This is a genomic window from Rhodoferax sp. RT4P68 (genome assembly GCF_056521305.1).
This window is the reverse complement of record NZ_JBWMBB010000001.1, coordinates 734,159-758,870: the sequence shown is the minus strand read 5'-3', so window position 1 is coordinate 758,870 and position 24,712 is coordinate 734,159. Positions and strand designations below refer to the sequence as shown.

25 protein-coding genes are annotated in these 24,712 nt (G+C 67.8%); 6 read left to right on the top strand and 19 right to left on the bottom strand.

From position 1 onward, the window contains the following. The first annotated feature begins 133 nt into the window (after nt 1-133). Nucleotides 134-808, top strand: a complete 675-nt coding sequence (locus AC099J_RS03485) for a helix-turn-helix transcriptional regulator (RefSeq protein ID WP_479613801.1) — start codon at nt 134-136, stop codon at nt 806-808. A 79-nt stretch (nt 809-887) separates the two neighbouring features. On the opposite strand, the gene alkB is transcribed toward AC099J_RS03485, so the two are convergent. The 14 genes from alkB to fliF all read right to left on the bottom strand — a co-directional run bounded on the left by alkB (nt 888) and on the right by fliF (nt 13,095). After that, a complete protein-coding gene (gene alkB / locus AC099J_RS03480; protein WP_479613800.1) occupies nt 888-1,538 on the bottom strand; it encodes a DNA oxidative demethylase AlkB in 651 nt (216 codons plus the stop codon). 17 nt (nt 1,539-1,555) lie between these two features. After that, nucleotides 1,556-2,323, bottom strand: coding sequence for a flagellar biosynthetic protein FliR (gene fliR / locus AC099J_RS03475; RefSeq protein ID WP_479613799.1), 768 nt, complete (start codon nt 2,321-2,323; stop codon nt 1,556-1,558). Between the two features lie 31 nt (nt 2,324-2,354). Further along, nucleotides 2,355-2,624 carry a flagellar biosynthesis protein FliQ gene (gene fliQ, locus AC099J_RS03470; protein ID WP_479613798.1) on the bottom strand — a complete coding sequence of 90 codons (270 nt, stop codon included), beginning with the start codon at nt 2,622-2,624 and terminating at the stop codon, nt 2,355-2,357. After that, on the bottom strand, nt 2,621-3,397 hold the full coding sequence (gene fliP / locus AC099J_RS03465) for a flagellar type III secretion system pore protein FliP (protein ID WP_479613797.1): 777 nt from the start codon (nt 3,395-3,397) through the stop codon (nt 2,621-2,623). The genes fliQ and fliP overlap by 4 nt, the downstream gene beginning before the upstream one ends. Then, nucleotides 3,394-3,756 carry a FliO/MopB family protein gene (locus tag AC099J_RS03460; RefSeq protein WP_479613796.1) on the bottom strand — a complete coding sequence of 121 codons (363 nt, stop codon included), beginning with the start codon at nt 3,754-3,756 and terminating at the stop codon, nt 3,394-3,396. The genes fliP and AC099J_RS03460 overlap by 4 nt, the downstream gene beginning before the upstream one ends. Before the next feature lie 30 nt (nt 3,757-3,786). Beyond that, on the bottom strand, nt 3,787-4,209 hold the full coding sequence (gene fliN, locus AC099J_RS03455) for a flagellar motor switch protein FliN (protein ID WP_479613795.1): 423 nt from the start codon (nt 4,207-4,209) through the stop codon (nt 3,787-3,789). Beyond that, nucleotides 4,199-5,203, bottom strand: a complete 1,005-nt coding sequence (fliM, locus tag AC099J_RS03450; RefSeq protein WP_479613794.1) for a flagellar motor switch protein FliM — start codon at nt 5,201-5,203, stop codon at nt 4,199-4,201. The genes fliN and fliM overlap by 11 nt, the downstream gene beginning before the upstream one ends. Before the next feature lie 18 nt (nt 5,204-5,221). After that, nucleotides 5,222-5,731, bottom strand: coding sequence for a flagellar basal body-associated FliL family protein (locus AC099J_RS03445; RefSeq protein ID WP_479613828.1), 510 nt, complete (start codon nt 5,729-5,731; stop codon nt 5,222-5,224). Nucleotides 5,732-5,971: 240 nt separating this feature from the next. Next, nucleotides 5,972-7,387, bottom strand: coding sequence for a flagellar hook-length control protein FliK (locus AC099J_RS03440; RefSeq protein ID WP_479613793.1), 1,416 nt, complete (start codon nt 7,385-7,387; stop codon nt 5,972-5,974). After that, complete coding sequence (gene fliJ, locus AC099J_RS03435) at nt 7,377-7,850, bottom strand: flagellar export protein FliJ (RefSeq protein WP_479613792.1); 474 nt, start codon at nt 7,848-7,850, stop codon at nt 7,377-7,379. Before fliJ ends, AC099J_RS03440 begins: the two co-directional genes overlap by 11 nt. A gap of 24 nt (nt 7,851-7,874) precedes the next feature. After that, the gene (gene fliI, locus AC099J_RS03430; RefSeq protein WP_479613827.1) at nt 7,875-9,320 is read right to left on the bottom strand and encodes a flagellar protein export ATPase FliI; all 1,446 of its coding nucleotides are present in this window, start codon (nt 9,318-9,320) and stop codon (nt 7,875-7,877) included. Beyond that, the gene (locus AC099J_RS03425) at nt 9,310-10,152 is read right to left on the bottom strand and encodes a FliH/SctL family protein (protein WP_479613791.1); all 843 of its coding nucleotides are present in this window, start codon (nt 10,150-10,152) and stop codon (nt 9,310-9,312) included. The genes fliI and AC099J_RS03425 overlap by 11 nt, the downstream gene beginning before the upstream one ends. A gap of 151 nt (nt 10,153-10,303) precedes the next feature. After that, the gene (fliG, locus tag AC099J_RS03420) at nt 10,304-11,299 is read right to left on the bottom strand and encodes a flagellar motor switch protein FliG (RefSeq protein WP_479613790.1); all 996 of its coding nucleotides are present in this window, start codon (nt 11,297-11,299) and stop codon (nt 10,304-10,306) included. A gap of 23 nt (nt 11,300-11,322) precedes the next feature. Continuing rightward, nucleotides 11,323-13,095, bottom strand: coding sequence for a flagellar basal-body MS-ring/collar protein FliF (gene fliF, locus AC099J_RS03415; RefSeq protein WP_479613789.1), 1,773 nt, complete (start codon nt 13,093-13,095; stop codon nt 11,323-11,325). Between the two features lie 173 nt (nt 13,096-13,268). Between fliF and fliE the strand changes: the two genes are divergently transcribed. Together fliE and AC099J_RS03405 are read left to right on the top strand one after the other, a co-directional pair. Next, entirely contained in the window at nt 13,269-13,601 is a 333-nt protein-coding gene (fliE, locus tag AC099J_RS03410) for a flagellar hook-basal body complex protein FliE (RefSeq protein ID WP_479613788.1), read from the top strand. A gap of 246 nt (nt 13,602-13,847) precedes the next feature. Then, a complete protein-coding gene (locus AC099J_RS03405; RefSeq protein WP_479613787.1) occupies nt 13,848-14,942 on the top strand; it encodes a GGDEF domain-containing protein in 1,095 nt (364 codons plus the stop codon). Between the two features lie 42 nt (nt 14,943-14,984). Here the strand turns inward: AC099J_RS03405 and AC099J_RS03400 are convergent, their stop codons facing one another. The 4 genes from AC099J_RS03400 to AC099J_RS03385 all read right to left on the bottom strand — a co-directional run bounded on the left by AC099J_RS03400 (nt 14,985) and on the right by AC099J_RS03385 (nt 18,550). After that, nucleotides 14,985-15,284 (bottom strand): flagellar protein FliT, encoded by a 300-nt coding sequence (locus AC099J_RS03400; protein ID WP_479613786.1) that lies wholly within the window; start codon nt 15,282-15,284, stop codon nt 14,985-14,987. An 11-nt stretch (nt 15,285-15,295) separates the two neighbouring features. Next, on the bottom strand, nt 15,296-15,709 hold the full coding sequence (gene fliS / locus AC099J_RS03395) for a flagellar export chaperone FliS (protein ID WP_479613785.1): 414 nt from the start codon (nt 15,707-15,709) through the stop codon (nt 15,296-15,298). Nucleotides 15,710-15,795: 86 nt separating this feature from the next. After that, the gene (fliD, locus tag AC099J_RS03390; RefSeq protein WP_479613784.1) at nt 15,796-17,214 is read right to left on the bottom strand and encodes a flagellar filament capping protein FliD; all 1,419 of its coding nucleotides are present in this window, start codon (nt 17,212-17,214) and stop codon (nt 15,796-15,798) included. Nucleotides 17,215-17,332: 118 nt separating this feature from the next. After that, nucleotides 17,333-18,550: a flagellin N-terminal helical domain-containing protein gene (locus AC099J_RS03385; RefSeq protein ID WP_479613783.1), complete on the bottom strand. Its 1,218-nt coding sequence runs from the start codon at nt 18,548-18,550 to the stop codon at nt 17,333-17,335. 361 nt (nt 18,551-18,911) lie between these two features. Between AC099J_RS03385 and AC099J_RS03380 the strand changes: the two genes are divergently transcribed. The 3 genes from AC099J_RS03380 (at nt 18,912) to AC099J_RS03370 (ending at nt 24,448) form a co-directional block, all read left to right on the top strand. Then, nucleotides 18,912-20,132: a flagellin N-terminal helical domain-containing protein gene (locus AC099J_RS03380; protein ID WP_479613782.1), complete on the top strand. Its 1,221-nt coding sequence runs from the start codon at nt 18,912-18,914 to the stop codon at nt 20,130-20,132. Between the two features lie 130 nt (nt 20,133-20,262). Continuing rightward, nucleotides 20,263-23,619: a response regulator gene (locus AC099J_RS03375; RefSeq protein ID WP_479613781.1), complete on the top strand. Its 3,357-nt coding sequence runs from the start codon at nt 20,263-20,265 to the stop codon at nt 23,617-23,619. 85 nt (nt 23,620-23,704) lie between these two features. After that, nucleotides 23,705-24,448 carry a substrate-binding periplasmic protein gene (locus AC099J_RS03370; protein WP_479613780.1) on the top strand — a complete coding sequence of 248 codons (744 nt, stop codon included), beginning with the start codon at nt 23,705-23,707 and terminating at the stop codon, nt 24,446-24,448. On the opposite strand, the gene AC099J_RS03365 is transcribed toward AC099J_RS03370, so the two are convergent. Then, nucleotides 24,411-24,698: a hypothetical protein gene (locus AC099J_RS03365; RefSeq protein WP_479613779.1), complete on the bottom strand. Its 288-nt coding sequence runs from the start codon at nt 24,696-24,698 to the stop codon at nt 24,411-24,413. The genes AC099J_RS03370 and AC099J_RS03365 overlap by 38 nt on opposite strands. Nucleotides 24,699-24,712 lie beyond the last annotated feature (14 nt).

Sequence of the window (24,712 nt, the reverse complement as noted above, 5' to 3'; positions counted from 1 at the left end):
TCTAGCAGCAGCCCCGGCACACTCCAACGACCATTGGTTATAGAACGGACGGGCGGCGCTCGTATGCCGTCTCGCACATGCGTTGCCCAGTTCGTCCGCTTACGCTTTAGGCGAACACTGATCGGAGGACTGCATGACGAACCCTTTGGCGCTGAAGAACGACGTTGATTCGAGAAGCGGATCGCGAGTCACGGATGCCGTGCATGTCGATCCCTGTGTTCCTCATTTACTGAAAGGTCTGGACAGTGTTGCCCACGGCTTCGCGTTGCTGGACGGCAAATGCAGCGTGCTTTATGCGAACGTCACAGCGCGTACGCTACTAGCACGGGCATCGGAATCGGGCGCCATATGCGGAGGCTTGGAGTCGGCTCGGAGTGCCGAATGGCACCGAATTGTCGAGCGTGTCTGCACCCGTTCCCGCCGCGAGTTGTTTCGCCTGCCGGACGTACCGAATAGCGTGTTCGCGGCGTTGGTTCCGGTTGCCACATCCGGTGAGACACTGGCCTTCGTGACGTTCGCCCGCGATGAACTCTGCGGAGCCGTCGAACTGCAGCAGTTCGCCTTGCACTACCAACTGACATCGGCCGAAAGCCATGTGCTTAGCCAGATCTGCCGCGGTCTGAACACCGAGCAGATTGCACGAGAACACGGCGTCTCTCCGAACACCGTGATCACGCAGATTGCAGCAATCCGTACCAAGACTGCGACATCGAGCGTGCGCAAACTGCTCGAAGCATTGGCCCGCATGCCGCCTCTGACGCCGTTGTCCGCGCTGATCAACGCTCATTGCTCGGCACCGCGACACTGAATCTTGCCGGCTCAGCGCGGCCGGAACTATCCACAGCGTGCTAGCGACCAGCTTGGTGCGCGTGGTGCTCCGACTGCCCTCACAGCGACTTGCGCAGCGTCAGGTTGACCCGCTCCGCACCCAACACCGCATGCGGCTCGTCGCCCAGCGGCAGCACACCGTGAAAGCGCAGCCGGTCCACCCCACCCCAGACCACCACGTCGCCATGCACCAGCGGCACGCGCTGTGGCCGGCTGGCACGGGCGAGGCCGCCGAACAGAAAGACGGCCGACATGCCGAGCGATACCGAAACAATGGGCGCGGCCAGGTCGCGCTCGTCCTTGTCCTGATGCAGTGAGAGCTTCGCACCGGGCGCGTAGTGGTTGACCAGGCAGGCATCAGGCACAAAGCCGGCAAAGCCTGCCGCTGCAGCAGCCGACCCGGCCAACGCAACGAAAGATGCAGGCATCGCCGGCCAGGGCTGGCCGCTCAACGGGTCATGCGCGCTGTAGCGGTAGCCGCGCCGGTCCGACACCCAACCCCAGGCGCCGCAGCTCGTCGTGGCGACCGACATGGCCAAGCCCCCAGGTGTGACCATGTGGCGCGGCGCGGCCTGGCGTTCGACCGCCGCCAGTGCGGTCAGCAGATCAGCCACATGCGCCAGCGCAAACCCACGCAACAAGCAAGCCTGCGGGCCGAGCGCCACCACACCCTGCTGCACTGGCTCGTCAAACAGCGAAGGCTGCGTCATCGCAACGGCCTGCCCCGCTAGCGCGGCCCGAACAACGCAATCGTGCGTTCCATCAGCGCCATCAGCGGTTGGTCCATCAGCGGCAGCGTGGCCGCGATGCCGATCAGCCCCATCACCAGCGTGACCGGAAAGCCCACCGCAAACACATTCATCTGCGGCGCGACGCGCGAGACGATGCCCAGCGTGAGGTTGACGAACAGCAGCAGGCCGATCATCGGCAGCGCAATCCACAGCGCACTGGCGAACAGGTCAGCGCCCAGCTGGTACAGCTGCACGCGCTGCAGCACGGCCAGAAAATTGCCATCCGTCGGGAACGCCTCGAAGCTGCGGATCACCGCCATCAGCAACATCAGGTGCCCGTTGATCACGATGAACAGCAGCAGCGAGATGTTGCCCAGAAAGCGCGACACGGCGCTCACCTGCGCGTTGCTGGCCGGGTCGAAAAAGGCCGCAAAGTTCAGCCCCATCTGCAGGCCCACCAGCTCGCCCGCCAGCTCGACGGCGGCGAACACCAGCCGCACCGCAAAGCCGATGGTCAGCCCCACGCCGATCTGCTGCACCACGGCGCCCAACGCCTCGGGCCCGTTGATGCTCACCACCGGCTGGCCCACCAGACTGGGCTGGGCCGCCAACGCGATGAAGAAGGCCAGGCCGATGCGGGCGCGCAGCGGGATGGCGCGCATCGAGAAGATGGGCGCCGCCGTGAACAGCGCCAACACGCGCAAGAACGGCCACAGGATCGGCGAGATCCACGCGACCAGCTGCGCTTCGGTGATCGAGATCACGGCCGGCCCTGCATGCTGCGGTGGGGCGGCGCTACTGCACCAGCTGCGGGATCATCTCGATCATGCGGCGGATGTAGTCGACCAGCGTGTTGAGCATCCACGGCCCGGCGATCGCCAGCACCAGCATGGCGGCCACCAGCTTGGGCACGAACGACAGCGTGGCCTCGTGGATCTGCGTGATGGCCTGGAAGATGCTGATCACCAGCCCCACCACCAGCACCACGCCCAGCACCGGCGCGGCCACCATCAGCAGCAGCGTCAGCGCCTCCTGGCCGAGCGTCAAGACGAACTGCGGCGTCATTGCACAAAGCTCGCGGCCAATGAGCCGATGAGCAGATTCCAACCATCGGCCAGCACGAAGATCATCAGCTTGAAGGGCAGCGCCACCAGCACGGGCGACAGCATCATCATGCCCAGCGACATCAGCACGCTGGCCACCACGATGTCGATCACCAGGAACGGGATGAAGATCATGAAGCCGATCTGGAACGCCGATTTCAGCTCGCTCGTGACAAAGGCCGGCACCAGCACGCGCAGCGGTGCCGTCTCGGCCGTGGCCGATGCGTCCAGCCGCGCCAGCCGTGCGAACAGGGCAAAGTCCGACTGCCGCGTCTGCTTCAGCATGAACTGGCGCACCGGCGCCTCACCGCGCTCGATGGCCTGCTCGAACGTGATGCTGTTGGCTGCGAACGGCGCGTAGGCATCGGCATACACACGGTCCAGCGTCGGCCCCATCACGAACAGCGTGAGGAACAAAGAGAGGCCGATCACCACCTGGTTCGGCGGTGCCGACTGCGTGCCCAGCGCCTGGCGCAGCAGCGACAGCACGATCACGATGCGCGTGAAGCCGGTCATCATCAACAGCACGGCTGGCAGGAACGACAGCGCGGTGAAGAACAGCAGTGTCTGGATCGGCACCGAATAGCTGGTGCCGCCCGGCGCGTTGCCGATGATCAGCGGCAGCTGCGCATTGTTCTGCGCCACGGCTGGGCCTTGGGCCAGCAGCAGCACGACGGCCAGGCCAGCGGCCAGCCAGCGCGCAGCCTGCATGGGGCGCATGCAACGCGCGGTCATGGCCTTGCCCCCTCGTGCAGCACCGGCTCTACCGGCTCCACCGGTGCGGCGTTGCGCTGCACCTTCACCAGCGTGCCGGCAAAGTCCGGCGCGTCGGCCGGCATGCTGTGCAGCAAGTTGACCGAATGCGCGGTGACGCCCAGCACCAGCCACGTCCGCGCATGCGGCGGGCCGACCTCGACTGTCACCACGCGCTGTTGCGGGCCCACGGCCAACGCACCCACCAGGCGCGACGACAATCCCGCCGTCGCCATGCCGCCCTGCGTGCGCCGCTGCAGCCAGCGAATGGCCCAGGGCAGCGCCGCCAGCGCGGCGATGAACAGCACCACCGACAGCAGCGTCTGGCTGGTCAAGGACATGCCGATTCCCCGCGCTTGCGCCGGCCCCCGTCAACCGCCACGGCTGACGCGGCGCAGGCGTTCGGATGGCGTCACCACATCGGTGAGCCGGATGCCGAACTTGTCGTTCACCACCACCACCTCGCCCTGCGCGATCAGGTAGCCGTTGACCAGCACGTCCATGGGTTCGCCGGCCAGCGCGTCGAGCTCGACCACCGAGCCCTGGGCCAGCTGCAGGATGTACTTGATCGGCACCTTGGTGCGGCCCAGCTCCACCGACAAGGTGACCGGAATGTCCAGCACCATGTTGATGTCCTGCATGGTGCCGTCCTTGCCGATGAAGGTGCGCACGCCGTCGCCGGACAGCGGGCCGCCCTGCTCGGCGTCGCCCGGCTTGTCGGAGGACTTTTGCTCCTCCAGGGCCTCGGCCCAGGCGGCCATCGGGTCGTCGTCGTCTTTGGGATCAGATGACATGGCGGTCCTCTTGAACTGGTTGGTCGTTGCCGCGCAGGCATTGCTCGATGCGGATCGCGTACTTGGCGTTGTGCGTGCCGTACTGGCACTCGAAGATGGGCACGCCGCCGATGGAGGCGGTGATGCTGGGCTCGCGCTCCAGCTCGATGAAATCACCCGGCTTCATGGCCAGCAGCTGCTCCACCGTGGCATCCGCCCGCGCCAGTTCCGCCACCAGCGTCACCTCGGCGGACTGGATCTCGCGGGAGAGCACCGTGACCCAGCGCCGGTCCACCTCGACCGAATCGCCCTGCGTGGCCGAATACAGCACGTCGCGGATCGGCTCCAGCGTCGAGTACGGCATGCAGATGTGGATGGCGCCGGCGATGTCGCCGATCTCCAGCTGGAACTGGGTAGACACCACGATCTCGCTGGGCGTGGCGATGTTGGCAAACTGCGGCTGCATCTCCGAGCGCTGGTAGTCCAGCTCCAGCGGGTAGATGCCGTGCCAGGCCTTCTTGTATTCCGCGCAGATGACTTCGATCAGCCGGTTGATCACGCGCTGCTCGGTGGCCGAGAACTCGCGGCCCTCGATGCGCGTCTGGTACTTGCCGGCACCGCCGAACAGCGTGTCGATGACGCCGAACACCAGCGAGGGCTCGCACACCACCAGACCGCTGCCGCGCAGCGGGCGGATGGCCATGATGTTGAAGTTGGTCGGCACTGCCAGTTCGCGCAGAAAGGCGCTGTAGCGCTGCACGGACACGGTGCCGACGGAGATCTCGGGGCTGCGGCGGATGAAGTTGAACAGCCCGACCCGGAAGTTGCGCGCGAACCGCTCGTTGACGATCTCCATCGTCGGCATGCGGCCGCGCACGATGCGCTCCTGGCTGGAGATGTCGTAGTTGCGGATCTCGCCGGTGTCGACAGCTTCCTCGACGTCCTTCTGGCTCTCGCCGGTGACACCCTCCAGCAGGGCGTCGACCTCTTCCTGCGACAGGAACGATTCACTCATGGTGCGGCTCCGGCAGCGCTACTGGACGATGAAGCTGGAGAACAGCACGCCGTAGATCGGGTTGAAGGCGGCCTTCTTCTTGCGCTTGGCCGGCTTGGCGTCCGACTCGACCTCGTCTGCCTCGACCTCGTAGCCCAGGGGGGTCGACACCTCGCGGTGGATGTCGCGGGCCAGCTTTTCCTTGCCGTCCTTGGTCAGCAATTCTTCGGAGGTGCGCTGCGACACCAGCATCAGCACGGCACTGCGGATGGTGGGCAGGTAGGCCTTCACGCGGTCGGCGGTCTTCTGGTCCATCACCTCGACCGTGACGCCGACCTGCGCAAACTTCTGCCCGCCGGGGTCGGCCAGGTTGACGACCATGTTCTCCAGCGGCAGGAAGGTGGGCGGCGTGCCCTCTTTCACCTGGGGGGCCTCGACCGCACTGGCGCCGTCTTCACCCTCCTCGGCGTCACCGGAGCGGCCCAGGAAGAAGTAGGCGCCCGCCGCAATCGCCAGCAGCACCACCACGGCCGCGATGATGACGATCATCTTCTTGCCCTTGGGCTTGGGCGCAGACGCGTCGGTAGCGGCAGGTGCGGACACGGTGGCTCCTTTGGTGCAATGTCAATCGCGATGGGGCGGCAGCAAGACGCTGTGCAAAGCCCCCAAGGCAACGCATTATTGCTTTGGGCCAACAGAACGATCGCCGGATTAGGCTGGCAAAGCAGCCATATAACCGCCCACCAGAAACGCTCGCCCGGGCCTTGGTGCCGGCGCCAGCGCCGACGATCAGACGAACAGGTCGACGCCGCCGCCCACGCTGCGCGCTGCATGTGCCGGCGCCGCCACGGCGGCCGCCGCCTGTGCCGGGCCACCGGCAGCGCGGCGCGCCAGGCCCGGGCGTGACGCGGCGTCGCCACCGGACGGCTGGCCCCGTGCGCCGCTGCCCTCTGCGCCGACGGACACGTCGGACAGCACCAGCCCCTCGCGCTGCAGCAAATCGCGCAGCTGGTCCACGGTGCCGGCCAGCAGCTCGCGCGTGCCGGCCTGTTCGCTGCGGAAGGCGATGCTGGCCTCGTTGCCCTGCAACGAGAGGCTGACCTGCACCGGGTCGGCGTCGCCAGCCACCGTCCATTCGGCGCTGGTGACGCCCTGCGAGAGCCAGTAGCGCAGCTGCTCGGCCAAGGGCGCGCCGTCGCCAGCGGCGGCAGGGGTTGCGGCTTGCACGCCGCCCAGGCCTGCGTCGTAGTGCACGGTGGGCGTGAATTCGGGGGCTGTCCAGCCGCCCTCGGCGCGGCCGGCCGCATCAGCCTGCTGGCCGCCGCGTGCGCCGCGCGCCAACCCCGTCGCGGCGGTCAGCGCGTCGGCAGCGCCCGCCTGCACGCCTGCAGGTTCGGCCGACAGGGCCTGTGCGGTCGACCGTTGGCTGAGCATGCGCTCACTTTGGCGCACCTCCAGCGTGGCGGCCTGCGCACGGCTGGCGGCTGGCGAGGTGCCGGCAGCGTCCTGCGCGGCCAGCCGGCTCTTGAGCTGCTCGAACACGCTGGCGTAGGCAGAGGGGGCTTCGGCCTGCAGGCCCGCGCCTGCCGCGCGCAGGGCCGCAGCGTCCGGCAAGGCGGCACCCACAGCGACGTGGGAGCCATTGACACCGTTCGCGCCGGCAGGGCCGGGGGCCGTCGATGGCGCGGCCTCGGCCGATGGGCCGGGGGGCGGGGGCTCCGGCGGAGCCGACAGGGCATCCGCACGGCCCGGCCGGCCATCGGCTGCATCGGCGCGGCCGGGCACCGCGTCGCCCTGCGCCATGGCGCCAGCGACAGCGGTGGCGACCTTGCCCACGGCCTCGGCGCCGGCCAGCGCGCCGGCCACGCCACCCAGCCCGACCGCCGCACCGACCGCCATCAGCGCGGCCATGGCGGCAGCGCCGGCGCCGGCAGAGCCGTCTGCCGTGGCGGCCAGCGCGCCCTCTTGGCGCAGTGCATCCGCCCGCACGTCGGCCCGGCGGTCGCGCCCGGCGTCGGCCAACGCGGCCTCGCCTGCGGCCAGCGCCATGGGCGCGCCGCCCGGCAGCCCATCGGCCATCGCGGCCAGCATGGCCAGAAAGTCGCCGCCCGCCGCAGCGGCCTGGGCCGCCGCGCTCTTGACGCCGCCCGGGCGCGGGGTGGCGCTGCTGCTCACGCCCGCGGCGTGTCCTCGTTCAATGCTCATGTTCCAGCTCCAGTGCGTGCTCGCGCGCGGTCAGCGCGTAGCGGTTGGCGGCCATCTCGTCCATGGCGCGCTGTTCGCGGCGCTGTCGCAGGCGGTCGACCTCGGCCTGCTTGTGGGTGCGCACCTGGCGCAGGGTGGCCACGCGCAGGTCGGCGGCCAGCAGGGCCTTTTGCGCCAGCGCGACCCACTGCGCCTGGTCGGCCACGGTGCGCAGCTGCATCTGCACGGCCTGGTCGAGCCGGGCCATGAATTGGTAGTGGTGCTGCATCAGCTCGGGCATGGCGCACACGCGCGCCTGCGATTCCCAGCGCGCCTCGGTCTCGTGGGCGTAACTGCGCAGCTGCTCCAGCTGCTGCTGCGCCGCCAGCTGGCGCTGCTGCGCCTGGGCCAACGCCTGGGCCGCCTCGTCGCGCTTGCGGCCGGCCACGGTGATGGCCAGATCCAGGGTCTTGAGCAATGACATGGCGTGCGTCCTTCGCGGCGGTGATCAATGGAAGTCGCTGGCGTCCAGCGCAATCGACATCTGCTGGATGCTCTGCGGCAGCGAGGCCTCCTGGTACATGTCCTGCTGCAGGAACTCGGCCATGCCGGGCGCCAGGCGGATGGCCTCGTCCAGCGACGGGTCCGAACCATGGGCATAGGCGCCGATCTGCACCAGGTCGCGCCCCTTCTGGTAGCGCGAGTAGACGGCGCGGAAACGTCGCGCCAGCTCGAAATGTTCGCGCGGCACGACGTTGTGCATCACGCGCGAGGCCGATTGCTCGATGTCGATGGCCGGGTAGTGGCCCGACTCGGCCAGCTCGCGTGACAGCACGATGTGCCCGTCCAGAATGGCGCGCGCCGCGTCGGCGATCGGGTCCTGCTGGTCGTCGCCCTCGGACAGCACGGTGTAGAAGGCCGTGATCGAGCCGTGCCCGTGCAGCCCGTTGCCACTGCGCTCCACCAGCGAAGGCAGCTTGGCAAAGCACGACGGCGGGTAGCCCTTGGTGGCCGGCGGCTCGCCGATGGCCAACGCGATCTCCCGCTGCGCCATGGCGTAGCGGGTCAGCGAATCCATCAACAGCAGCACATGGCGGCCCTGGTCGCGAAAGTGCTCGGCCACGGCGGTGGCGTAGGCGGCCCCCTGCATGCGCAACAGCGGCGGCGCATCCGACGGCGCGGCGACGACGACCGAGCGCGCACGCCCTTCCTCGCCCAGGATGTCCTCGATGAATTCCTTCACCTCGCGACCGCGCTCGCCGATCAGGCCGACGACGATGACATCGGCCTCGGTGTAGCGGGCCATCATGCCCAGCAGCACGCTCTTGCCCACGCCGGAGCCTGCGAACAGGCCGATGCGCTGGCCACGGCCCACGGTCAGCATGGCGTTGATGGCGCGCACGCCGGTGTCCAGCGGCCGGCGCACCGGGTCGCGGTCCATGGCGTTGATGGGCTGGCGGTCCATCGGCAGGGCCACCACGTCACGCACCGGGCCCTGGTGGTCCATCGGCTGGCCCTGCGCATCGACGACGCGGCCCAGCAGGCCGTCACCCAGCGGCAGGCGCAGCACACCCTCGGCCGGGGGGTTGGCGGCGCAGGGCGCATCGCCCAGGCGCGGCACCGGGATGTAGGGGGCGGCCGGCACCACGCTGGCACCGCGCGACAGGCCATGCACATCGCCGGCCGGCATCAGAAATGCGCGCTCGCCGGCAAAGCCGACCACCTCGGCCAGCACCGGCGGCTGGCCCGGCATGGCGATGCGCACCTGCGAGCCCACCGGCACCTGCACGCCCGTGGCCTCCAGCACCAGGCCGGCCAGCCGCGTCAGCGTGCCGCGCACCTCCAGCGTGCTGCCGGCGCGGGCGCGGGCCTGCGCGTTGGCGAGGAAGGTATTCCAGGCCGAAGGCTCGGCCACAGCGGTGGTCGGCGTGGCGGCCATGGGATCAGGCGTCATCGGCATCATGGGCGTCGCCTCCGGCGTCGGCCTGCTGCTGGTCTTTCGGCGGGGAAGCCTGCGCGGGTGCGGCCGCCGTCTGCGGCTCTGGTGGCGGCGGCGCTGGCGGCTGCGGCTCGGTCGGCTGCGGCTCTGGCTGCTGCGGCTCCCAGGCCGATTCCAGCCCCAGGTTGGCCAGCGCCCGCTGCCAGCGGGTGGCCAGCGTGCCGTCGACCAGCGTGCCACCGGACTCGACCACGCAGCCACCGCGCGCCACCTGCTCGTCGGCGGCCCACCGCAGCGTGGGCAACGGGAATTCAGCCTGCAGCGCGGCCTGCACCACCTGCAGGTCCGCAGGGTGCAGGCGCACCGTGGTGGGCCTGTGCTCGCCCATCAGGCGCGACAACGCCTCGCGCACCACCGGCAGCACGGCCTGCGGTTGCGTGGCCAACTCGCGGCGCACCACCTGGCGCGCCAGCTCGGCCGCCAGTTCGAGCACCTGATGCGCCAGGTCTTGCTCGCAACGGTCCAGCCGCTGCTGCAGCGCCTGCACCACGGCGGCCAGTTGCTCCGCGTTGTCGCGGCCCTGGCCCGTGACGTAGGCATCGAGCTGCTCGTGGCCCACGCGTGCGGCGTCGGCGTGGCCTTCGGCGTAGCCGGCCGCGTGGCCGCCGTCCCAGGCGCGCTGCAGCCGGGTCTCTTCAGGCTCGGGCAGCGGTACGGGCTCAGGCTCGGATTCGACCTCGGGCGGCGGCAGTGCGTCGCCCACGATGCCGAACTTCCAGGCCGACACGGCGCCCACCTCTTCGCTGGGGATGAAGCGGGTGTACATGCGGTTGCGGGAGTTGCTCATGCGTGACGCGCCGCAGAACGAACGGCCGCAGAGCAGGCCAGGCCAGGGCACCCGCGGAACTGGCTCTGCCAGGCCGCTGGGTGCGCCCCCCTCGCGTCACAGAGGGGGGTTGGCGCAGCGCGCAGCGCGGAGACTGGGGGGTTTCTCATTTCTATATGAGGGCATCGTCGCCGCCGCCGCTCAGCACGATCTGGCCTTCTTCGGACAGGCGGCGCACGGTCTTCAGGATTTCCTTCTGCTGCGCCTCGACTTCGGACAGGCGCATCGGCCCGCGCGAGTCCAGGTCTTCGCGCAGCGACTCGGCGGCGCGGCTGGACATGTTGGACAGGATCTTCTCCTTAAGCTCGGGCGCCGCGCCCTTGAGCGCCACGATCAGCGAATCGGACGCGGTCTCCTTCAGCACCAGCTGGATGCCCTTGTCGTCCAGGCTCAGCAAATCGTCGAACACGAACATCTTGTCCATGATCTTCTGCGCCAGGTCGGGGTCGTGGCCGCGGATGGACTCGATCACCGTGCCCTCGATGGCGGCGCCCAGGAAGTTGATGATCTCGGCCGCCGCCTTGACGCCGCCCAGCGAGGTCTTGCGGATCTTGTCGCCACCGGCCAGCACCTTGTAGAGCACCTCGTTCAGGTCCTTCAGCGCGGTCGGCTGGATGCCCTCCAGCGTGGCCACGCGCAGCAGCACTTCGTTGCGCTGGCGCTCGGTCAACTGCTTGAGCACGCTGGCGGCCTGGTCGAAATCCAGGTGCACCAGAATGGCGGCGACGATCTGCGGGTGCTCGTTGCGCAGCAGTTCGGCCACGCTCAGCGGGTCCATCCACTTCAGGCTTTCGATGCCCGAGATGTCGCCACCCTGCAAGATGCGGTCGATCAGCAACGAGGCCTTGTCATCGCCCAGCGCGCGGCGCAGCACGTTCTTCACGTAGTCGCCGGTGTCGGAGACCAGAAGGCTCTGCCGGCCGGCCGCTTCGGTGAACTTGGCCATCACCGATTCGACCCTGTCGCGCGGCACGGCGCGCGTGCGGGCGATGGTCTCGCCGAGCTTTTGCACCTCCTTGGGCGACAGATGCTTGAACACCTCGGCCGCCTCGGCCTCGCCCAGCGACATCAGAAAGATCGCGGAGTCGGTCAATCCCTGTTCATCCATGGCTTTGCTCCCGGGCGGGCCGCTCACGCCGCGCCACCGTCTTCACCGTTGATCCAGTCCTTCATGATGTTGGCCACCGACATCGGGTTTTCCAACGCCAGTTTGCGCGCCGCCTCCAACCGCAGTTGATGCTCGGTCGGCGTCAATGTCACGGCGGTGCCGTCCGGGCCGGCCAGGGCCGGGCGCTGGGCGTCGTCGGCCACCAGGGCATCGAGCTGGCCAGCAGCGCCGCCAGCACCAGCCGCGCCACCGGCACCGCCCGCGCCGCCCGGCCCGCTTAGCAGCGCCGGCACCGGCTTGGGCGCCTGCATCGCCTTCATGCCGGGGCGCACCAGGCCGAACAGCACGATCAGCGCCAGCAGCAGCGTGCCCACCGGCCAGGCCAGGCTGCGCGCCGTCTCCAGCGTGGCGGCCTGGCGCCAGATGGGCGTCGTGTCCTGCTCGGCCACGGTCAGCACGAAGGGCGTGTTCATGAGGTTGACGGAATCGCCACGGTCCTTGTTGAAGCCGATGGACTCGCGCACCAGCGCCGTCATCTGCTCGATCTGCTCGGGCGTCAGCGCGCGCGTCGTCGGGCCGCCTTTCTCGCCGGTGATGGTCTGGTGGTTCACCACCACGGCCGCGCTCAGGCGCTTGACGCCGCCCGCGCCGCCACGCACCACGCGCACCGTCTTGTCGACTTCGTAGTTGGTGACCGATTCGCGCTTTGCGTTGCCCTGGCCGCCGGCCCCGGCCCCCGCGCCGCCAGCCGCCTGCAGCGGCGCTGGCTGACCGTTGATGGGCGCAGCGGCAGGCTGCGGCGGCTGGTTGGTGACGGCGCCGGGAATGCCCGAGGGCTGGCCGGTCTGCGCGCCGGTCGTCGTCTCCACCACCTGCTGGCTGCGCACGGCGCTGGCATCGGCCGCCAGGTTGGGGCGGTGCTGCTCGCTGGTCTGCTCGGTCTGCGTGAAATCGATCTCGGCCGTAACCTGGGCCTTGACATTCTGGCGGCCGACGATGGGCTCCAGGATGTCCAGGATGCGCCGGCTGTACTGCTGCTCCAGCATCGCGATGTACTGCAGCTGCGCCGCGTCGACGCCGCCGTTGCCGGCCGCGTCGGGCGAGCCCGAGAGCAGCTTGCCGGTGTCGTCCAGCACGCTGACGGCGGCCGGGTTCATCTCCGGCACGCTGGAGGCCACCAGATGCACGATGCCGGCCAGCTGCGCGCGGTCCAGCATGCGGCCGGCGTGCAGGCTCAGCAGCACCGAGGCCGAGGGCTTCTGCTGCTCGCGAAAGAACCCGTTCTGGTTCGGCAACGCCAGGTGCACACGGGCGCTGGCCACCGAGGACAGCGCCTGGATCGAGCGGGTCAGCTCGCCCTCCAGCCCGCGCTGGAAGGTCAGCCGCTCCTGGAACTGCGTCATGCCGAAGCGGTTGTTCTCCATCAGCTCAAAGCCCGACACGGCGCCCTTGGGCAGGCCGAGCGAGGCCAGGCGCAGCCGCATGTCGTGCACCCGGTCGGCCGGCACCATGATGGAGCCGCCGCTCTCGGAGTACTTGTACGGCACATCCATGGTCGTCAGCTGGGCGACGATGGCGCCGCCATCCTTGTCGGACAGGCTGTTGTAGAGCACGCGGTACTCCGACTGCCGCCCCATCACCAGGCCGACGATGGCCACGATGACCAGCAAGGCGATGCCCATGCCCAGCCGCATGCGCTGTGCACGGTCGAGCTTGGCCAGTCGCTGCACGAGCGGCGAGCCTTCGGGCTGGGGGGCACCCAGGGGACCAGCAGGAATTTCGGCGACGGCGGACATCGGTGTGGGGCGCGCGTTCAGACGCGCCGAGAGGGGGACTGCGCCGGATTATTCTGCTGGCCGGCCGAATCCTGGCGCTGATAAGCGCAGTAATTGACCGTCATTTCACGCATTGGTCCACGGTAGTGGGCCGCTAGCATTCGGCCCATCGCTCCTGCTCCAAAGGATCCGCCATGGACCTGCGCCTCACTCCTTCGATCGGCTCCCTCGTCACCCGCCCGCAACCCGGCCTGGCAGGCGCCGGCCTGCGCGCTGGCGTCGCGCCGGCCGCCAAGGACGAGCAGCCCGGCTTCTCCACGGTGCTGCGTGGTGCGCTGGGCGCCGTCAGCGCCGCGCAGAACCAGGCCACCGCCATGACGCGCGAGGTGCAGCTGGAGAACCCGGCCGTCAGCCTGGAGGAGACCATGGTCAACATCCAGAAAGCGCAGATCGGCTTTCAGGCCACGCTGCACGTGCGCAACCGCATGGTGCAGGCCTACAGCGACATCATGAACATGCAGGTCTGAGCGGCGCGGGCCGCGTCAAAACAACGGCGCTCACATCTCGCGCGGATGTGGCGATGCATCGGGCTGGACACCAGACATATCTCAGACAGAATGTCATTGCAAACTTCTGTTTTCTGCAAGGTTCTGTATTTCGCCCCCGACACGTCGCCCGATGTCCCGCTACCCGAATTTTCATGCCCGCATGCGAGTCGCTCGCGCGGCTGAGCAGGTAAGGGGCAACACGGCCTTGAGGGCAAGGGTTGCCGCATGATGGCGACGCCATCGTCCATGTTGTCGGAGTCGCGGATCAACAGCGGCTTGGTCTTCGCGCGGCTGATGACCATGGTGGCCTGGGCCGCGGCCGCCACGCATCTGGTGTTCCTGGTCGTGTTCGCCTGGTTCGGCTGGTACGCGCTGGTGCTGGCCAACGTGATCAGCGTGACGCTGTTCGTCGGCATCGGCGTGGCGCTGCGCCGCACGCGACGCAACCGGCTGCTGGCCAACGTGGCCATGATCGAAGTCGTCACCCACGCCGTGCTGGCCACGCTGTGCCTGGGCTGGGACAGTGGCTTTCACTTCTATTTGATGGCGGCGGTGGCGGTGTTCGCCGTCGGCAACAACCTGGCGACCGTGGCGCGATGGGTCACGCTGATCTCGGTGGCCGGCTGTTACGTGGTGCTGCGCGCGGTTACGCACCACTGGACGCCCTGGTATGAGGTGTCCGATTCGGTCCTGCGCACGCTGGAGTACTGCAACATCGTCGCCATGGTGATGCTGTTGGCGGTCGGTGCCTCGGTGCACCTGACGGCTGTAATCCAGGGCGAGCGCCGCATGATGAGCCTGGCCGACACCGATCCGCTGACCGGCCTGGCTAACCGCCGCCAGTGGCTCGCGGCGGCGGAGAAGGCCTGCCATGACCTGCGGCGCAACGGCGTCCCGTTCTCAGTGCTGATCGTCGACGTCGACCATTTCAAGGCAGTGAACGACCGCCATGGCCATGCCGGCGGTGACGACGCGCTGCGCGCCATCGGCCGCACGCTGCAGCGCGGTCTGCGCGGCATCGACTTCATCGGCCGATGGGGCGGCGAAGAGTTCGCGATCATGCTGGCCGGTGCGCGGCGCGCCGATGCCATGCGCGTGGCCGAAGGGCTGCGCCGACAGGTCGCCGCGCTCGAACTGGTGCTGCAGAGTGGCCCGGTGCAGCTCTCCGTGACGGTAGGCGCTGCGCAGGCCCTGCGCGGTGAAGACGTGATGGCGGTGGTGCAGCGTGCCGATGTGGCGCTCTACCACGGCAAGGCCGCCGGTCGCAATCGTGTGGAGACGTCCCCCGCACCGCTAGCCGAGGCGCACTGGCAGGGGTGACGTGACGCAGCGCGCCTTCTGGCGAAGGGCGCCGCGAGGCCCTCAGTGCAGCATCTGCGGGCGGCTGTCGATCAGGCGCTCCCACTGCGCCAGCCAGGGCTCGGTGAGGCAGCGAAGCTCGGCGTCGTTGCGCAGGATGCGCTGCATGATGCGCGACTTCTCACGCCGCAGCTCGGGCGTCAGTGCCTCGCTGTGCGATTGGTGGCGCAGCTGCTCGATCAGCACCGCGCAAGCGCCCTCGTAGCGCACCACGCCATCCCAGTCTTCCAGCTGGGCGGCACGCAGCATCTTGACGCTGCTGTCCTCGATGGCCTTGTAGTAGTCGATCAGCATTTGCGGCATGGTGGCGGCCCTCACGTGGCCGCAGCCGGCTGGCCGGACGCAATGCTTTTCCAGGCGCCGTAGACCGGCACGATCAGCTCAATCACTTCGTGGATCATGGGCGCGTCGTTGTTGATGTTGGCTCGGGTCAATCGGCTGATGCTGTAGTTGTAGACACCGCGCAGGTTCACGGCCAGCTCGCCACCGGCGTCATCGTTGAGGCAGGCCTTCAGGCCTTCCTCGAGGATGCGCACGGCCTTGCCGATTTCCTTGCCCTTGGTCTCGATGTCGCCGCGCATTGTCGCGCCGTGTGCCAGCCGCAATGACTGCAACAGGGCTTCATAAAGCAGGCTTATCAGCTGATGGGGGCTGGCGCCATCGACGCTGGTCTGGGCGCCAACACGCTTGTAGGCGGCGGCTGAACGGGAACTGACCGAGGAGTACATCGGGGCATCCATTTGAGCTGGTTTGATGCTTTATGTATCGACAGGGCAGCCCGGAACTCAAGCCCTGGCCAAGAGAAAAAGGGCGTTCAGTCCTTCTTGTTCCACTGGGCCACTTGCTGGTCCATGTAGTTGGCCAGCGCCGTGAGCGTGCCCATCTTCACGTCCAGCGCGGTGTAGGTCTTGCGCAGCCTGGCCTCGGAGACCTCGGCGCGCTTGTTGACCTTGTCCTGCTGCTCCTGGTTGCGCTCGGACTCCTTGGCCAGTGACTCGGTCTTGCTGTTGATCAGCCCGTCGAACGACAGCAGGTTCATGGTGTAGGCCTTCATGCGCGCTGCCACACCGGTGCTGGTGCCATCGTCGTTGCGCTGGATGAACAGCTTCTTGACGTTGTCCAGATCGTCGAACGCGGTGTTCAGCTTGGAGCCGTTGACCGTCAGGTTGCCATCGCGGCCCAGGCTGATGCCGATGTCCGACAGGGTCTTGAACGTGCCGCCCTCGACGCCGCCCGTCAGCATGGCGCGCAGGCTGTTGCGCAGGCCCACGGTAGTGCCGTCGCCCTGCAGCTCGCCGCGCGTCTTGGTGGCGTCGTCGTACTTGGTGGATTCGGCCAGCAGCGTGTTGACGGCGTTGTACGCGTCCACGAATTCCTGCACGTTCTTGGTCATCGCCGCCTTGTCGACGGTGCTGGTGATCAGCGCGTCCGACGTGGTGACTTCGTTCAGCGAGATCGTCATGCCCGGGATCGAGCCGACCAGCTGGTTCTTGGACGACGTGACGGCAATGCCGTTGATCGTGGCCTTCGCGTCCTGGCCGGCCTGGTAGGTGTTGGCCGCCATGCCGACGGTCGGCGCGGCCAGGTCGAACGCCAGACGCGACAGCCCGGCGTTGTCGTTGACCCCGTCGTCGTCGGCGGCGGTGATGCGAAAGCCGGACACCGCGCCGGTGTCCTTGGAGCGCAGCATCAGCCGCTCGCCAGAGGCATCGGACAGCACGGTCGCGACCACGCCGCTGCCCGAATCGTTGATCTTGGCGGCCACCTGGCTCAGCGTGTCGGTGGCGCCCACGGTCACGTTGACGGCAGCGGCCGTGCCGGCCGTGAACACGCCGGCATTCCAGCCGCCCAGCTCCAACGTCAGCGTGCCCGAGCCGATGCTGGCGCCGGCCGCGATCGAGGTCGACACGTTGGACTGCGCCTTGGCCAGCTGCTGCACGCCCACGCTGAAGCTGGTGGCACTGGCCACGCCGCTGACGCTGACCGACACCGCCTTGTCGTTGGACGACTTGACGGCCAGCGTGTTCCAGCCACTGTCCAGCGCCAGCTTGGCCGCTGCATCTTCCATCGTCGAGATGAGCGACTTGATGTTGGAGTAGGCCGAGATCTTGGTCTCGATCGTGGTGGCCTTGGTCGCCAGGACCTCCAGCGGCCGCTTCTCCAGCGCCACCAGCTTGGTGATGATGTCCTCGACTTCGAGGCCGCTGCCGATACCGGCGGATGAAATGGCCATGACGATCTCCGTTCACCGGGCCCATGCCCCGAAAGCTCAAATGGCGGACAGGGATTGCTCCCTGCCCGCCGCCTCGACCCGGGCGCCCCGTGGCCGGGGCGCGGTCTTCTTTTACAGCTTACTGCAGCAGGGCCAGCACGCCCTGTGGCAGCTGGTTGGCCTGCGCCACCATCGCGGTGCCGGCCTGCTGCAGGATCTGCGTGCGCGACAGGTTGGAGGTTTCCTTGGCGAAGTCGGCATCCACGATGCGACCGCGGGAGGCCGAAAGATTCTCCACCTGGATCTCGATAGAGCCGACCGAGTTCTCGAAGCGGCTTTGCAGGGCGCCAAGGTCGGCACGGGCGTTGTTGACCTGGTCGATGGCAGAGTCGATTTTCTTCAACGCGACCCAGGCATTGCGCTGTGTGTCGACGCTCAGGGTGTCGATGCCCAGCGCTTCCGTCGTCGTCGTCGTAGAGTCGATCTCCGAGGCCAGGGCTGCACCTGCCGCGCCGAAGTTCGCCGCCGTGAAGCCACCGCTCAGGGTCATCGTCACAGCGTCGCCCACGGAATCGAGGCGCGAGGACACGACGTCGATGGTGTAGGTGCCAGCGGCATCCTGCGACAGGAAGGCCGTGACGCCGCTGTCGGCCGACTTGCGGTTGATGGCCTCGATCAGCTGGCCCATGCGCTCGGTGCCCGAGCTGGCCGCCTTGATCGGCCCCAGATCCCAGGTGGTGGTGCCATCGGTGATCGAGAACGTCGTGCTCGACGTCACCGCAGAGGTGTCGGTGATGGCGCTCGCCTGGATACCGGTGGTCTGCGTATACGCATAGGCCACATCGGACAAGCCCGATGCCGTCGTGTCCGTCAAGGCGCCCACCGTGATGTTGTCGCCGGAGTTCGCGCCCACCTGGAACACGGCACCCGAGAAGCTGCCGTCCAAAATCTTCGTGCCGTTGAAGCTGGTTTGCTTGGCGACGCGGTCCACTTCGTCGGTCAGCTGCTTCACTTCGGCCTGCAGGGCGGCACGGTCCGCCTTGCTGTTGGTGGCGTTGGACGCCTGCACCGCCAGTTCACGCATGCGCTGCAGCATGTCGCCGACCTTGCCCAGCGCACCTTCAGCCGTCTGCGCCAGCGAGATGCCGTCGTTGGAGTTGCGGGCACCGACCGTCAGGCCGCGCACCTGGGTGTTCATGCGCTCGGCAATCGCCAGGCCGGCCGCATCATCCTTTGCGCTGTTGACGCGCAGACCGGACGACAGGCGCTGCATGGACGTGGCCAGCGAGCCTTGGGACGTGCCCAGGTTGCGCTGCGCGTTCAGCGAATTGATGTTGGTGTTGATGGTCGAGGCCATAAAAAAGCTCCTTGGCTAACTGAAAACTGGCAAGACGCCGATCAAGAAAACGCCAGCACGAGACCGGCAGCCCTGACCGGTGGCGAAGGCTTGAAACATCTGGTGATGCCCCCGCTGTGCCGGTCAACGGGACCCTTCTGGGGACCCATTGCACAGGTTTTCGGGCTCGTGGCTCAAAACTTGAGGGCTTGTTTGTAGGTTGAGCGGAAAAGGCGGGACTTTTGAACGCTTTTCGCCCGTATGACTTCGGCACGGGTCTCCACAATTTCTCTCACGCCTAGGGAAGTGGACGTCAGCGGGTGCAGACGCCGCCACCGGCGACCTACCGGCCCACAACCCAAGACACCCCAGGAGCATTTCAATGGCTGCAACGATCAACACCAACGTCGTTTCCCTCAACGCCCAGCGCAATCTGAGCACGTCACAGGGCTCGCTGGCCACGTCCATGCAACGCCTGTCGTCCGGCTTGCGTGTGAACAGCGCGAAGGACGATGCCGCAGGCCTGGCGATTGCCGAGCGCATGCACACCCAGGTGCGCGGCCAGACCGTGGCGGCGCGCAATTCCAACGACGGCATCTCGCTCGCACAAACGGCGGAAGGCGCGCTGGGCAAGGTCGGCGACATGATGCAGCGCATGCGCGAACTGGCCGTGCAATCCTCCAACGCTACCAACAGCAAGGCGGACCGCGCCGCGCTGCAGGCCGAAGTGAAGCAGTTGACCGATGAAATCGATCGCGTGGCCAAGCAGACCACGTTCAACGGCACCAAGATCCTGGACGGCAGCTTTTCCGGCGCCGTGTTCCAGGTGGGGGCGAATTCCGGCGACAACATCACCGTCGGCGCGCTGGTCAACACCACCGCCGCGGGCCTGGGCGACATTGCTTACTCCTATACCCAGACCACCGGCATCCAGGCCACCGCGATCACGGACATCGGGGCGATTACCGACAGCACCGTGCTGTCCATCACCGACAGCACGACCACCTGGGCCCTGGGGCCGATCAAGCAGGCCAGCTCCGGCACGGAACGCATGGGCCAGTTGATCGAGGCGATCAACCGCAAGTCTGCCGACACCGGCGTCACGGCCTTCCTGGCGCAGGACGCTGCAGGCGCCTACACCATCGACATCGTGTCGTCGCGCGTGGACTCCTTGGGCGACGCCGTCACGATGACACTGAGCGGCGGCTTCACCGCCACCAACTTCGGCGTGGCCGGTGGGCCGCTTGCCACCGAAATCGATTCGACTGACACCACCACGGAATCTCTCGGAATCGACACCCTCACGGTAGACACGCAGCGCAATGCGTGGATTGCACTCAAAAGGATCGACAGCGCACTGGACCAGGTCAACCGCGCACGTGCGGATCTGGGCGCCCTGCAGAGCCGCTTTGAGAGTTCGGTCGCCAACATCGAGATTCAGATCGAGAACCTGGCGGCAGCCCGCGGGCGCATCGTCGACGCTGACTTCGCCAAGGAAACGTCCAACTTGTCGCGCACCCAGATCCTGCAGCAGGCCGGCACCGCCATGGTGGCGCAGGCGAATCAGTTGCCGCAGCAGGTGTTGCAGCTGCTGCAACAGTGATGTTCCCCTGACCCCTGCGAGGTGGTTCTCCCTTCCAAGGCCGCGCAAGCGGCCTTTTTTTTGGGAGAGCCGAGCGCATAATTAAATCGCCTCCCCTCCCCGACCTGCGCGCCTGAGCGCCCACTGGCCCATGGTTCCGTTGTCCAGCAAGTTATTGCGACACGTCTTTGCCTGGTATGCCGTCCTGGTGGTACTGGCGTCGGGCCTGCAGGGGACATTGCAATATCAGGCGGTCCAGCAAGGCATCGCCCGCGACCTGCAGAGCCTGGAGTATTCGTTCACGCCGGGCTTTCAGCAGGCGCTGTGGAATTTCGACCAGCCGATGGTGGCCTCGCTGACCGAGGGCATCGCACGCTTCACCTTTGTCAGTGGCGTGGCCGTGCGCGGGCCGAACGGCCAAATACAGGCCAGCGGCGGCACCATTCCGGCGGACGACAACCCGGGTGCGCAGCCGTTCTGGCAGCGGTTCTCGGTGCACACCATCCCGCTGCGCTCGCTGGATCCGTCCAAGCCGGACGCCTTCATCGGCGAGCTGAAGGTCTATTCCGGGTTCGAGGTCATCTTCGGCCGCCTGAAGGCCAGCCTGCTGGCCCTGGCGCTGAACAGTCTGCTGGTCGGCGCCGGGCTATGGGTGGCGGTCTACCTCGTCGTCACCCGGCAGCTCAGCCGGCCGCTGACCGGGCTGGCCGCCTCGATCGCCCGGCTCGACATGGATGACGGTGCCGCGCGGTACAAGCCCATCGACTACCCGGGCAAGGACGAGCTCGGGCTGCTGGTCAACACATTCAACGACGTATGGCGGCGGCTGCTGGAATCGAAGGCATCGCTCAACCACGCCAACCAGACGCTGGAGGGCGCGGTGGCCAGCCGCACTTCGGAGCTTCGCGCGGCCATCGAGGAATCGGACGCACGCGCGCAAGCCCTGGCCGCGCGGGAGCAGCAGTTGCGCGCGATGCTGGAAAACAGCCCGATCGCCGTGCGCATCGTCGACTACGCCACCAAGAAGACTCTGTTTGCCAATGCGCGCTTTCACGACCTGTTCCAGTCGCCAGGTGACGGCGCGTCGGCCCAGGACATCTACGCCCATGCGGACGATTTTCAGCGGCTCGCCGACGGCCTGACGACAGCTCAGGGCGTGAGCGAACCGCGGATGCTGGAGCTGCGCAATGCGGAAGGTCAACCACTGTGGGCCATGGTGTCCGTGCTGCGGTTGACGTACGAGGCCATCGACTGTTCGCTCGGCTGGTTCTACGACGTGACCGAACTGCGCGAGGCGCGCGAGGCCGCAGAGTCTGCCGCCCAAGTCAAGTCGGACTTCCTGGCCAATATGAGCCACGAGATCCGCACACCGATGAACGGCATCCTCGGGCTGAGCCACCTGCTGCTCAAGACCGACCTCACTCTGCGCCAACGTGACCATGTCAAGAAGATCCTGGGCTCGGGCGACCATCTGCTGGGCATCATCAACGACATCCTGGACTTCTCCAAGATCGAGGCCGGCAAGCTGGACATGGAGGCCGTCGAGTTCTCGATCGACCAGATGTTCCAGGACATCAGCGACATGATGGCGGAGAAGCTGCAGTCCAAGGGGCTGGCATTCGTGGTAGACGTGGATGCCAGCGTGCCCAAGATGCTGATCGGCGATCCGCTGCGGTTCCGGCAGATCTTGATCAACTACTGCAACAACGCCATCAAGTTCACCGAGCAGGGGCGCATCACACTGGTCGCGCGCGGCGAGCAACAGACCGGCACGAACGTGCTGCTGCGCTGCACGGTGATCGACACCGGCGTGGGCATGAACTCAGAACAGCAGGGGCGGCTGTTCCAGAGCTTCTCGCAGGTGGACGCCTCCATCACCCGCAAGCACGGCGGAACCGGGCTCGGCCTGGCGATTGCCAAGCGGCTGGCGAGCCTGATGGGTGGCGCCGTGGGCATCGAGTCCGCGCCGGGCGTGGGCAGCAGCTTCTGGTTCACCGCCGCGCTGGGCACGCCACCGCCCCGCACCGAATCGCCCGCCGCCCGCCGGGCCAGCCGGCTGCTGCTGCTGGCCCCCACGCTTGCGCCCGTCGAGCTGCCCCGCTGGACACGCAACCTCGGACTGGCGTTCGAATACGCCGCGCGGCTCGCCCGCCCACTGCCCGATGTCGACCTGGTGCTGGTCGACCAGGCGCTGTGCGATGCGCATTTGATGGCCACCTTGCAGCGACCTGCGAACGCCGCCCACTGGCCCGGCATCGTGCTGCTGGCCAGCCCCGCAGGTGCCCCGGCCGATGGGCACAGCCTGCAAGGCGCGCATGCGGCGACCGGGCCATTCGACGGCGTGCTCCACAAGCCATTGGATGCCGGCAGCCTGCATGGCGAACTGATGCGCCTGCAACACCACTGGCGCGCCGCGCAGCAGGCAGCCCGGCCGGAGGCGCCCGACGACAGCGTGCAGATGGCCGCGCTGGCCGGCTCGCGGGTTCTGCTGGTGGAGGACAACGAGATCAACCAGGAAGTGGCAGGCGAGCTGCTGCGCGGTGCCGGCTTCATCGTGGAGATCGCCGGCAACGGGCAGATCGCGCTGGACCGGCTGCAGACGGCACCGTTCGACGTGGTGCTGATGGACATGCAGATGCCGGTGATGGACGGCATCACCGCCACCCAGGCGATCCGCCGGCAGCCGCAGTTCGATACGCTGCCGATCGTGGCCATGACGGCCAACGCCATGCAGCGCGACGTGGAGCGGTGCCTGGGTGCGGGCATGCAGGATTTCGTGACCAAGCCGATCGAACCGCACCGGCTGTGGGCGGCGCTGAAGACCTGGGTGCGCCCACCGCAGCAGGCCCCAGCCGCCCTGCCCGCCCCCGAGCCGCACCAGGCCGCAGCGCCGGTCGACTTGCCTGAACTGCCGGGCCTGGACTGCGCCGATGGCCTGACCCGCGTGGCCGGCAACCGCTTGCTCTACCGCTCCCTGCTGCAGCGCTTTGCCAACGCCCAGAGAGACGTGGTGGCGCAGATCCGCAGCGCCGTGGCCCAGGGCGATCTGCCGCGCGCCGAGCGCCTGGCCCACACCGCCCGCGGCGTTTGCGGCAACCTGGGCGCCCACCAGCTGGCCCGGCTCGCCCAGGCAGTGGAACAGGCGCTGGCCGCCGCGCCGCCCCAGGCATTGGCGCCCTTGCTGCTGGCCTTGGAGCAGCCCCTGGGCGAGATGATGGCCGGCCTGGACCGCTTCGAAGCGCGCCGCAGCACGCCGCCGCACGGGCCACCCGACGCGCCGGACGCGGGCCGCGCCCAGCAGGTGCTGCTGGAACTGGCGAGCCTGCTGGAGGATGATGACCCCCAGGCCCTGGACTACCTGGAGCAGCACGCGCAGGCGCTGGCTGCACTGCTGGGGCCGGCCCTGGGGACGCTGCGCGAGAGCCTGGCCGCATTCGATTTCGAGCAGGCGCTGCAGGTCGTGCAGACCAGGCTGCGGGCTGGACCGCAAGCCGCCCGGTCAGCCTGAGCAGACCGCGCTTGGCGCCGCACGCCAACAGGCATTTGGGTCAGCTGTTCATCGGTCAGGTTCATCACCGCTGGAGATTCGCATCATGCGCAGATGGTTCGTACCCCTGGCCCTGCTGGCCGCGATGTCCACGCCGCATGCGGCCGTGGACCTGGCCACCTTCCCCATCCCCGTGCACGTCGAAAGCGAGACACAGGGCCTGTTCATCGAGCTCACGCGCGAGATTGCCAAGGTGACCGGCCAGGCGGTCAACATCAAGATCATGCCGCCGCCCCGGGCCGCCCACAGCTATGCAGAGGGCAGTGTGGCGGGGCTGTTCCCGGCGCTGGACATCAACTTCGCGCCCGGCCAGACCATCACCCGGTCGGCCGAGTCGCTGGACTGCAAGGAAGACTTCGTCTTCACGCGCAAGGGCGCGCCTTTTCTCAAGGCGCTGGACGATCTAAAGGGCAAGCGGGTCGGCATCACGCGCGGCTACCCGTATGACCGTGAGGTCACAGAGAACACCACCTACACCGTCGAGGCCGGCCCCTCCGACGAGGCCAACATCCGAAAGCTCGTGGCCGGGCACCTGGACGCCTTCGTGCTCGACGAGAAGACCGGCGTCAAGGCCTTCGAAGCGCTGGGCATGACGGCGCAGATGCAATACGACCCGCAACGGCCCGTCTCGCGCCAGGACGTCTACTACGCGTTCCAGGGCACCGAGGGAGGCAAGGCACTGGCGGCCCAGTTCTCGCAGGCCCTGGCGCAGATGAAGGCCGATGGCCGCTACCAGTCGATCACGCGGGGCGTCACGATTGCCAAGGGTTGCCCGCGCGCGCCCAAATAGCCGGGCTTAGCGGTCCTGGGTTTAGATCCTCGATCACGATGCCGCCCTTGCTGGGCATGAAGCCTTGTTCGCGGATCAGGCGGCTGCCGTCGCCGCGTGCCACGCACGGAATCCTCGACGTCGGCCAGCGGCGATGCCTTGGCGGTGGGGTGGGCGACCGCCGGTCGGACAACACCTCCGGCACGCCGATTTCGGCCGGCGCGTTGTTGAGGTCGATTTGCATGAACGCCACCGGCTGCGGCGCAATCATGCTGGTGCTCCCGC

Bases quoted from the DNA above. Each gene is read 5' to 3' on its own strand.
- AC099J_RS03485 (WP_479613801.1), top strand. From the start codon at position 134: ATGACGAACCCTTTGGCGCTGAAGAACGACGTTGATTCGAGAAGCGGA.
- alkB (WP_479613800.1), bottom strand. From the start codon at position 1,538: ATGACGCAGCCTTCGCTGTTTGACGAGCCAGTGCAGCAGGGTGTGGTG.
- fliQ (WP_479613798.1), bottom strand. From the start codon at position 2,624: ATGACGCCGCAGTTCGTCTTGACGCTCGGCCAGGAGGCGCTGACGCTG.
- fliP (WP_479613797.1), bottom strand. From the start codon at position 3,397: ATGACCGCGCGTTGCATGCGCCCCATGCAGGCTGCGCGCTGGCTGGCC.
- AC099J_RS03460 (WP_479613796.1), bottom strand. From the start codon at position 3,756: ATGTCCTTGACCAGCCAGACGCTGCTGTCGGTGGTGCTGTTCATCGCC.
- fliN (WP_479613795.1), bottom strand. From the start codon at position 4,209: ATGTCATCTGATCCCAAAGACGACGACGACCCGATGGCCGCCTGGGCC.
- fliM (WP_479613794.1), bottom strand. From the start codon at position 5,203: ATGAGTGAATCGTTCCTGTCGCAGGAAGAGGTCGACGCCCTGCTGGAG.
- AC099J_RS03445 (WP_479613828.1), bottom strand. From the start codon at position 5,731: ATGATCGTCATCATCGCGGCCGTGGTGGTGCTGCTGGCGATTGCGGCG.
- AC099J_RS03440 (WP_479613793.1), bottom strand. From the start codon at position 7,387: ATGAGCATTGAACGAGGACACGCCGCGGGCGTGAGCAGCAGCGCCACC.
- fliJ (WP_479613792.1), bottom strand. From the start codon at position 7,850: ATGTCATTGCTCAAGACCCTGGATCTGGCCATCACCGTGGCCGGCCGC.
- fliI (WP_479613827.1), bottom strand. From the start codon at position 9,320: ATGACGCCTGATCCCATGGCCGCCACGCCGACCACCGCTGTGGCCGAG.
- AC099J_RS03425 (WP_479613791.1), bottom strand. From the start codon at position 10,152: ATGAGCAACTCCCGCAACCGCATGTACACCCGCTTCATCCCCAGCGAA.
- fliG (WP_479613790.1), bottom strand. From the start codon at position 11,299: ATGGATGAACAGGGATTGACCGACTCCGCGATCTTTCTGATGTCGCTG.
- fliF (WP_479613789.1), bottom strand. From the start codon at position 13,095: ATGTCCGCCGTCGCCGAAATTCCTGCTGGTCCCCTGGGTGCCCCCCAG.
- fliE (WP_479613788.1), top strand. From the start codon at position 13,269: ATGGACCTGCGCCTCACTCCTTCGATCGGCTCCCTCGTCACCCGCCCG.
- AC099J_RS03405 (WP_479613787.1), top strand. From the start codon at position 13,848: ATGATGGCGACGCCATCGTCCATGTTGTCGGAGTCGCGGATCAACAGC.
- AC099J_RS03400 (WP_479613786.1), bottom strand. From the start codon at position 15,284: ATGCCGCAAATGCTGATCGACTACTACAAGGCCATCGAGGACAGCAGC.
- fliS (WP_479613785.1), bottom strand. From the start codon at position 15,709: ATGTACTCCTCGGTCAGTTCCCGTTCAGCCGCCGCCTACAAGCGTGTT.
- fliD (WP_479613784.1), bottom strand. From the start codon at position 17,214: ATGGCCATTTCATCCGCCGGTATCGGCAGCGGCCTCGAAGTCGAGGAC.
- AC099J_RS03385 (WP_479613783.1), bottom strand. From the start codon at position 18,550: ATGGCCTCGACCATCAACACCAACATCAATTCGCTGAACGCGCAGCGC.
- AC099J_RS03380 (WP_479613782.1), top strand. From the start codon at position 18,912: ATGGCTGCAACGATCAACACCAACGTCGTTTCCCTCAACGCCCAGCGC.
- AC099J_RS03375 (WP_479613781.1), top strand. From the start codon at position 20,263: ATGGTTCCGTTGTCCAGCAAGTTATTGCGACACGTCTTTGCCTGGTAT.
- AC099J_RS03370 (WP_479613780.1), top strand. From the start codon at position 23,705: ATGCGCAGATGGTTCGTACCCCTGGCCCTGCTGGCCGCGATGTCCACG.
- AC099J_RS03365 (WP_479613779.1), bottom strand. From the start codon at position 24,698: ATGATTGCGCCGCAGCCGGTGGCGTTCATGCAAATCGACCTCAACAAC.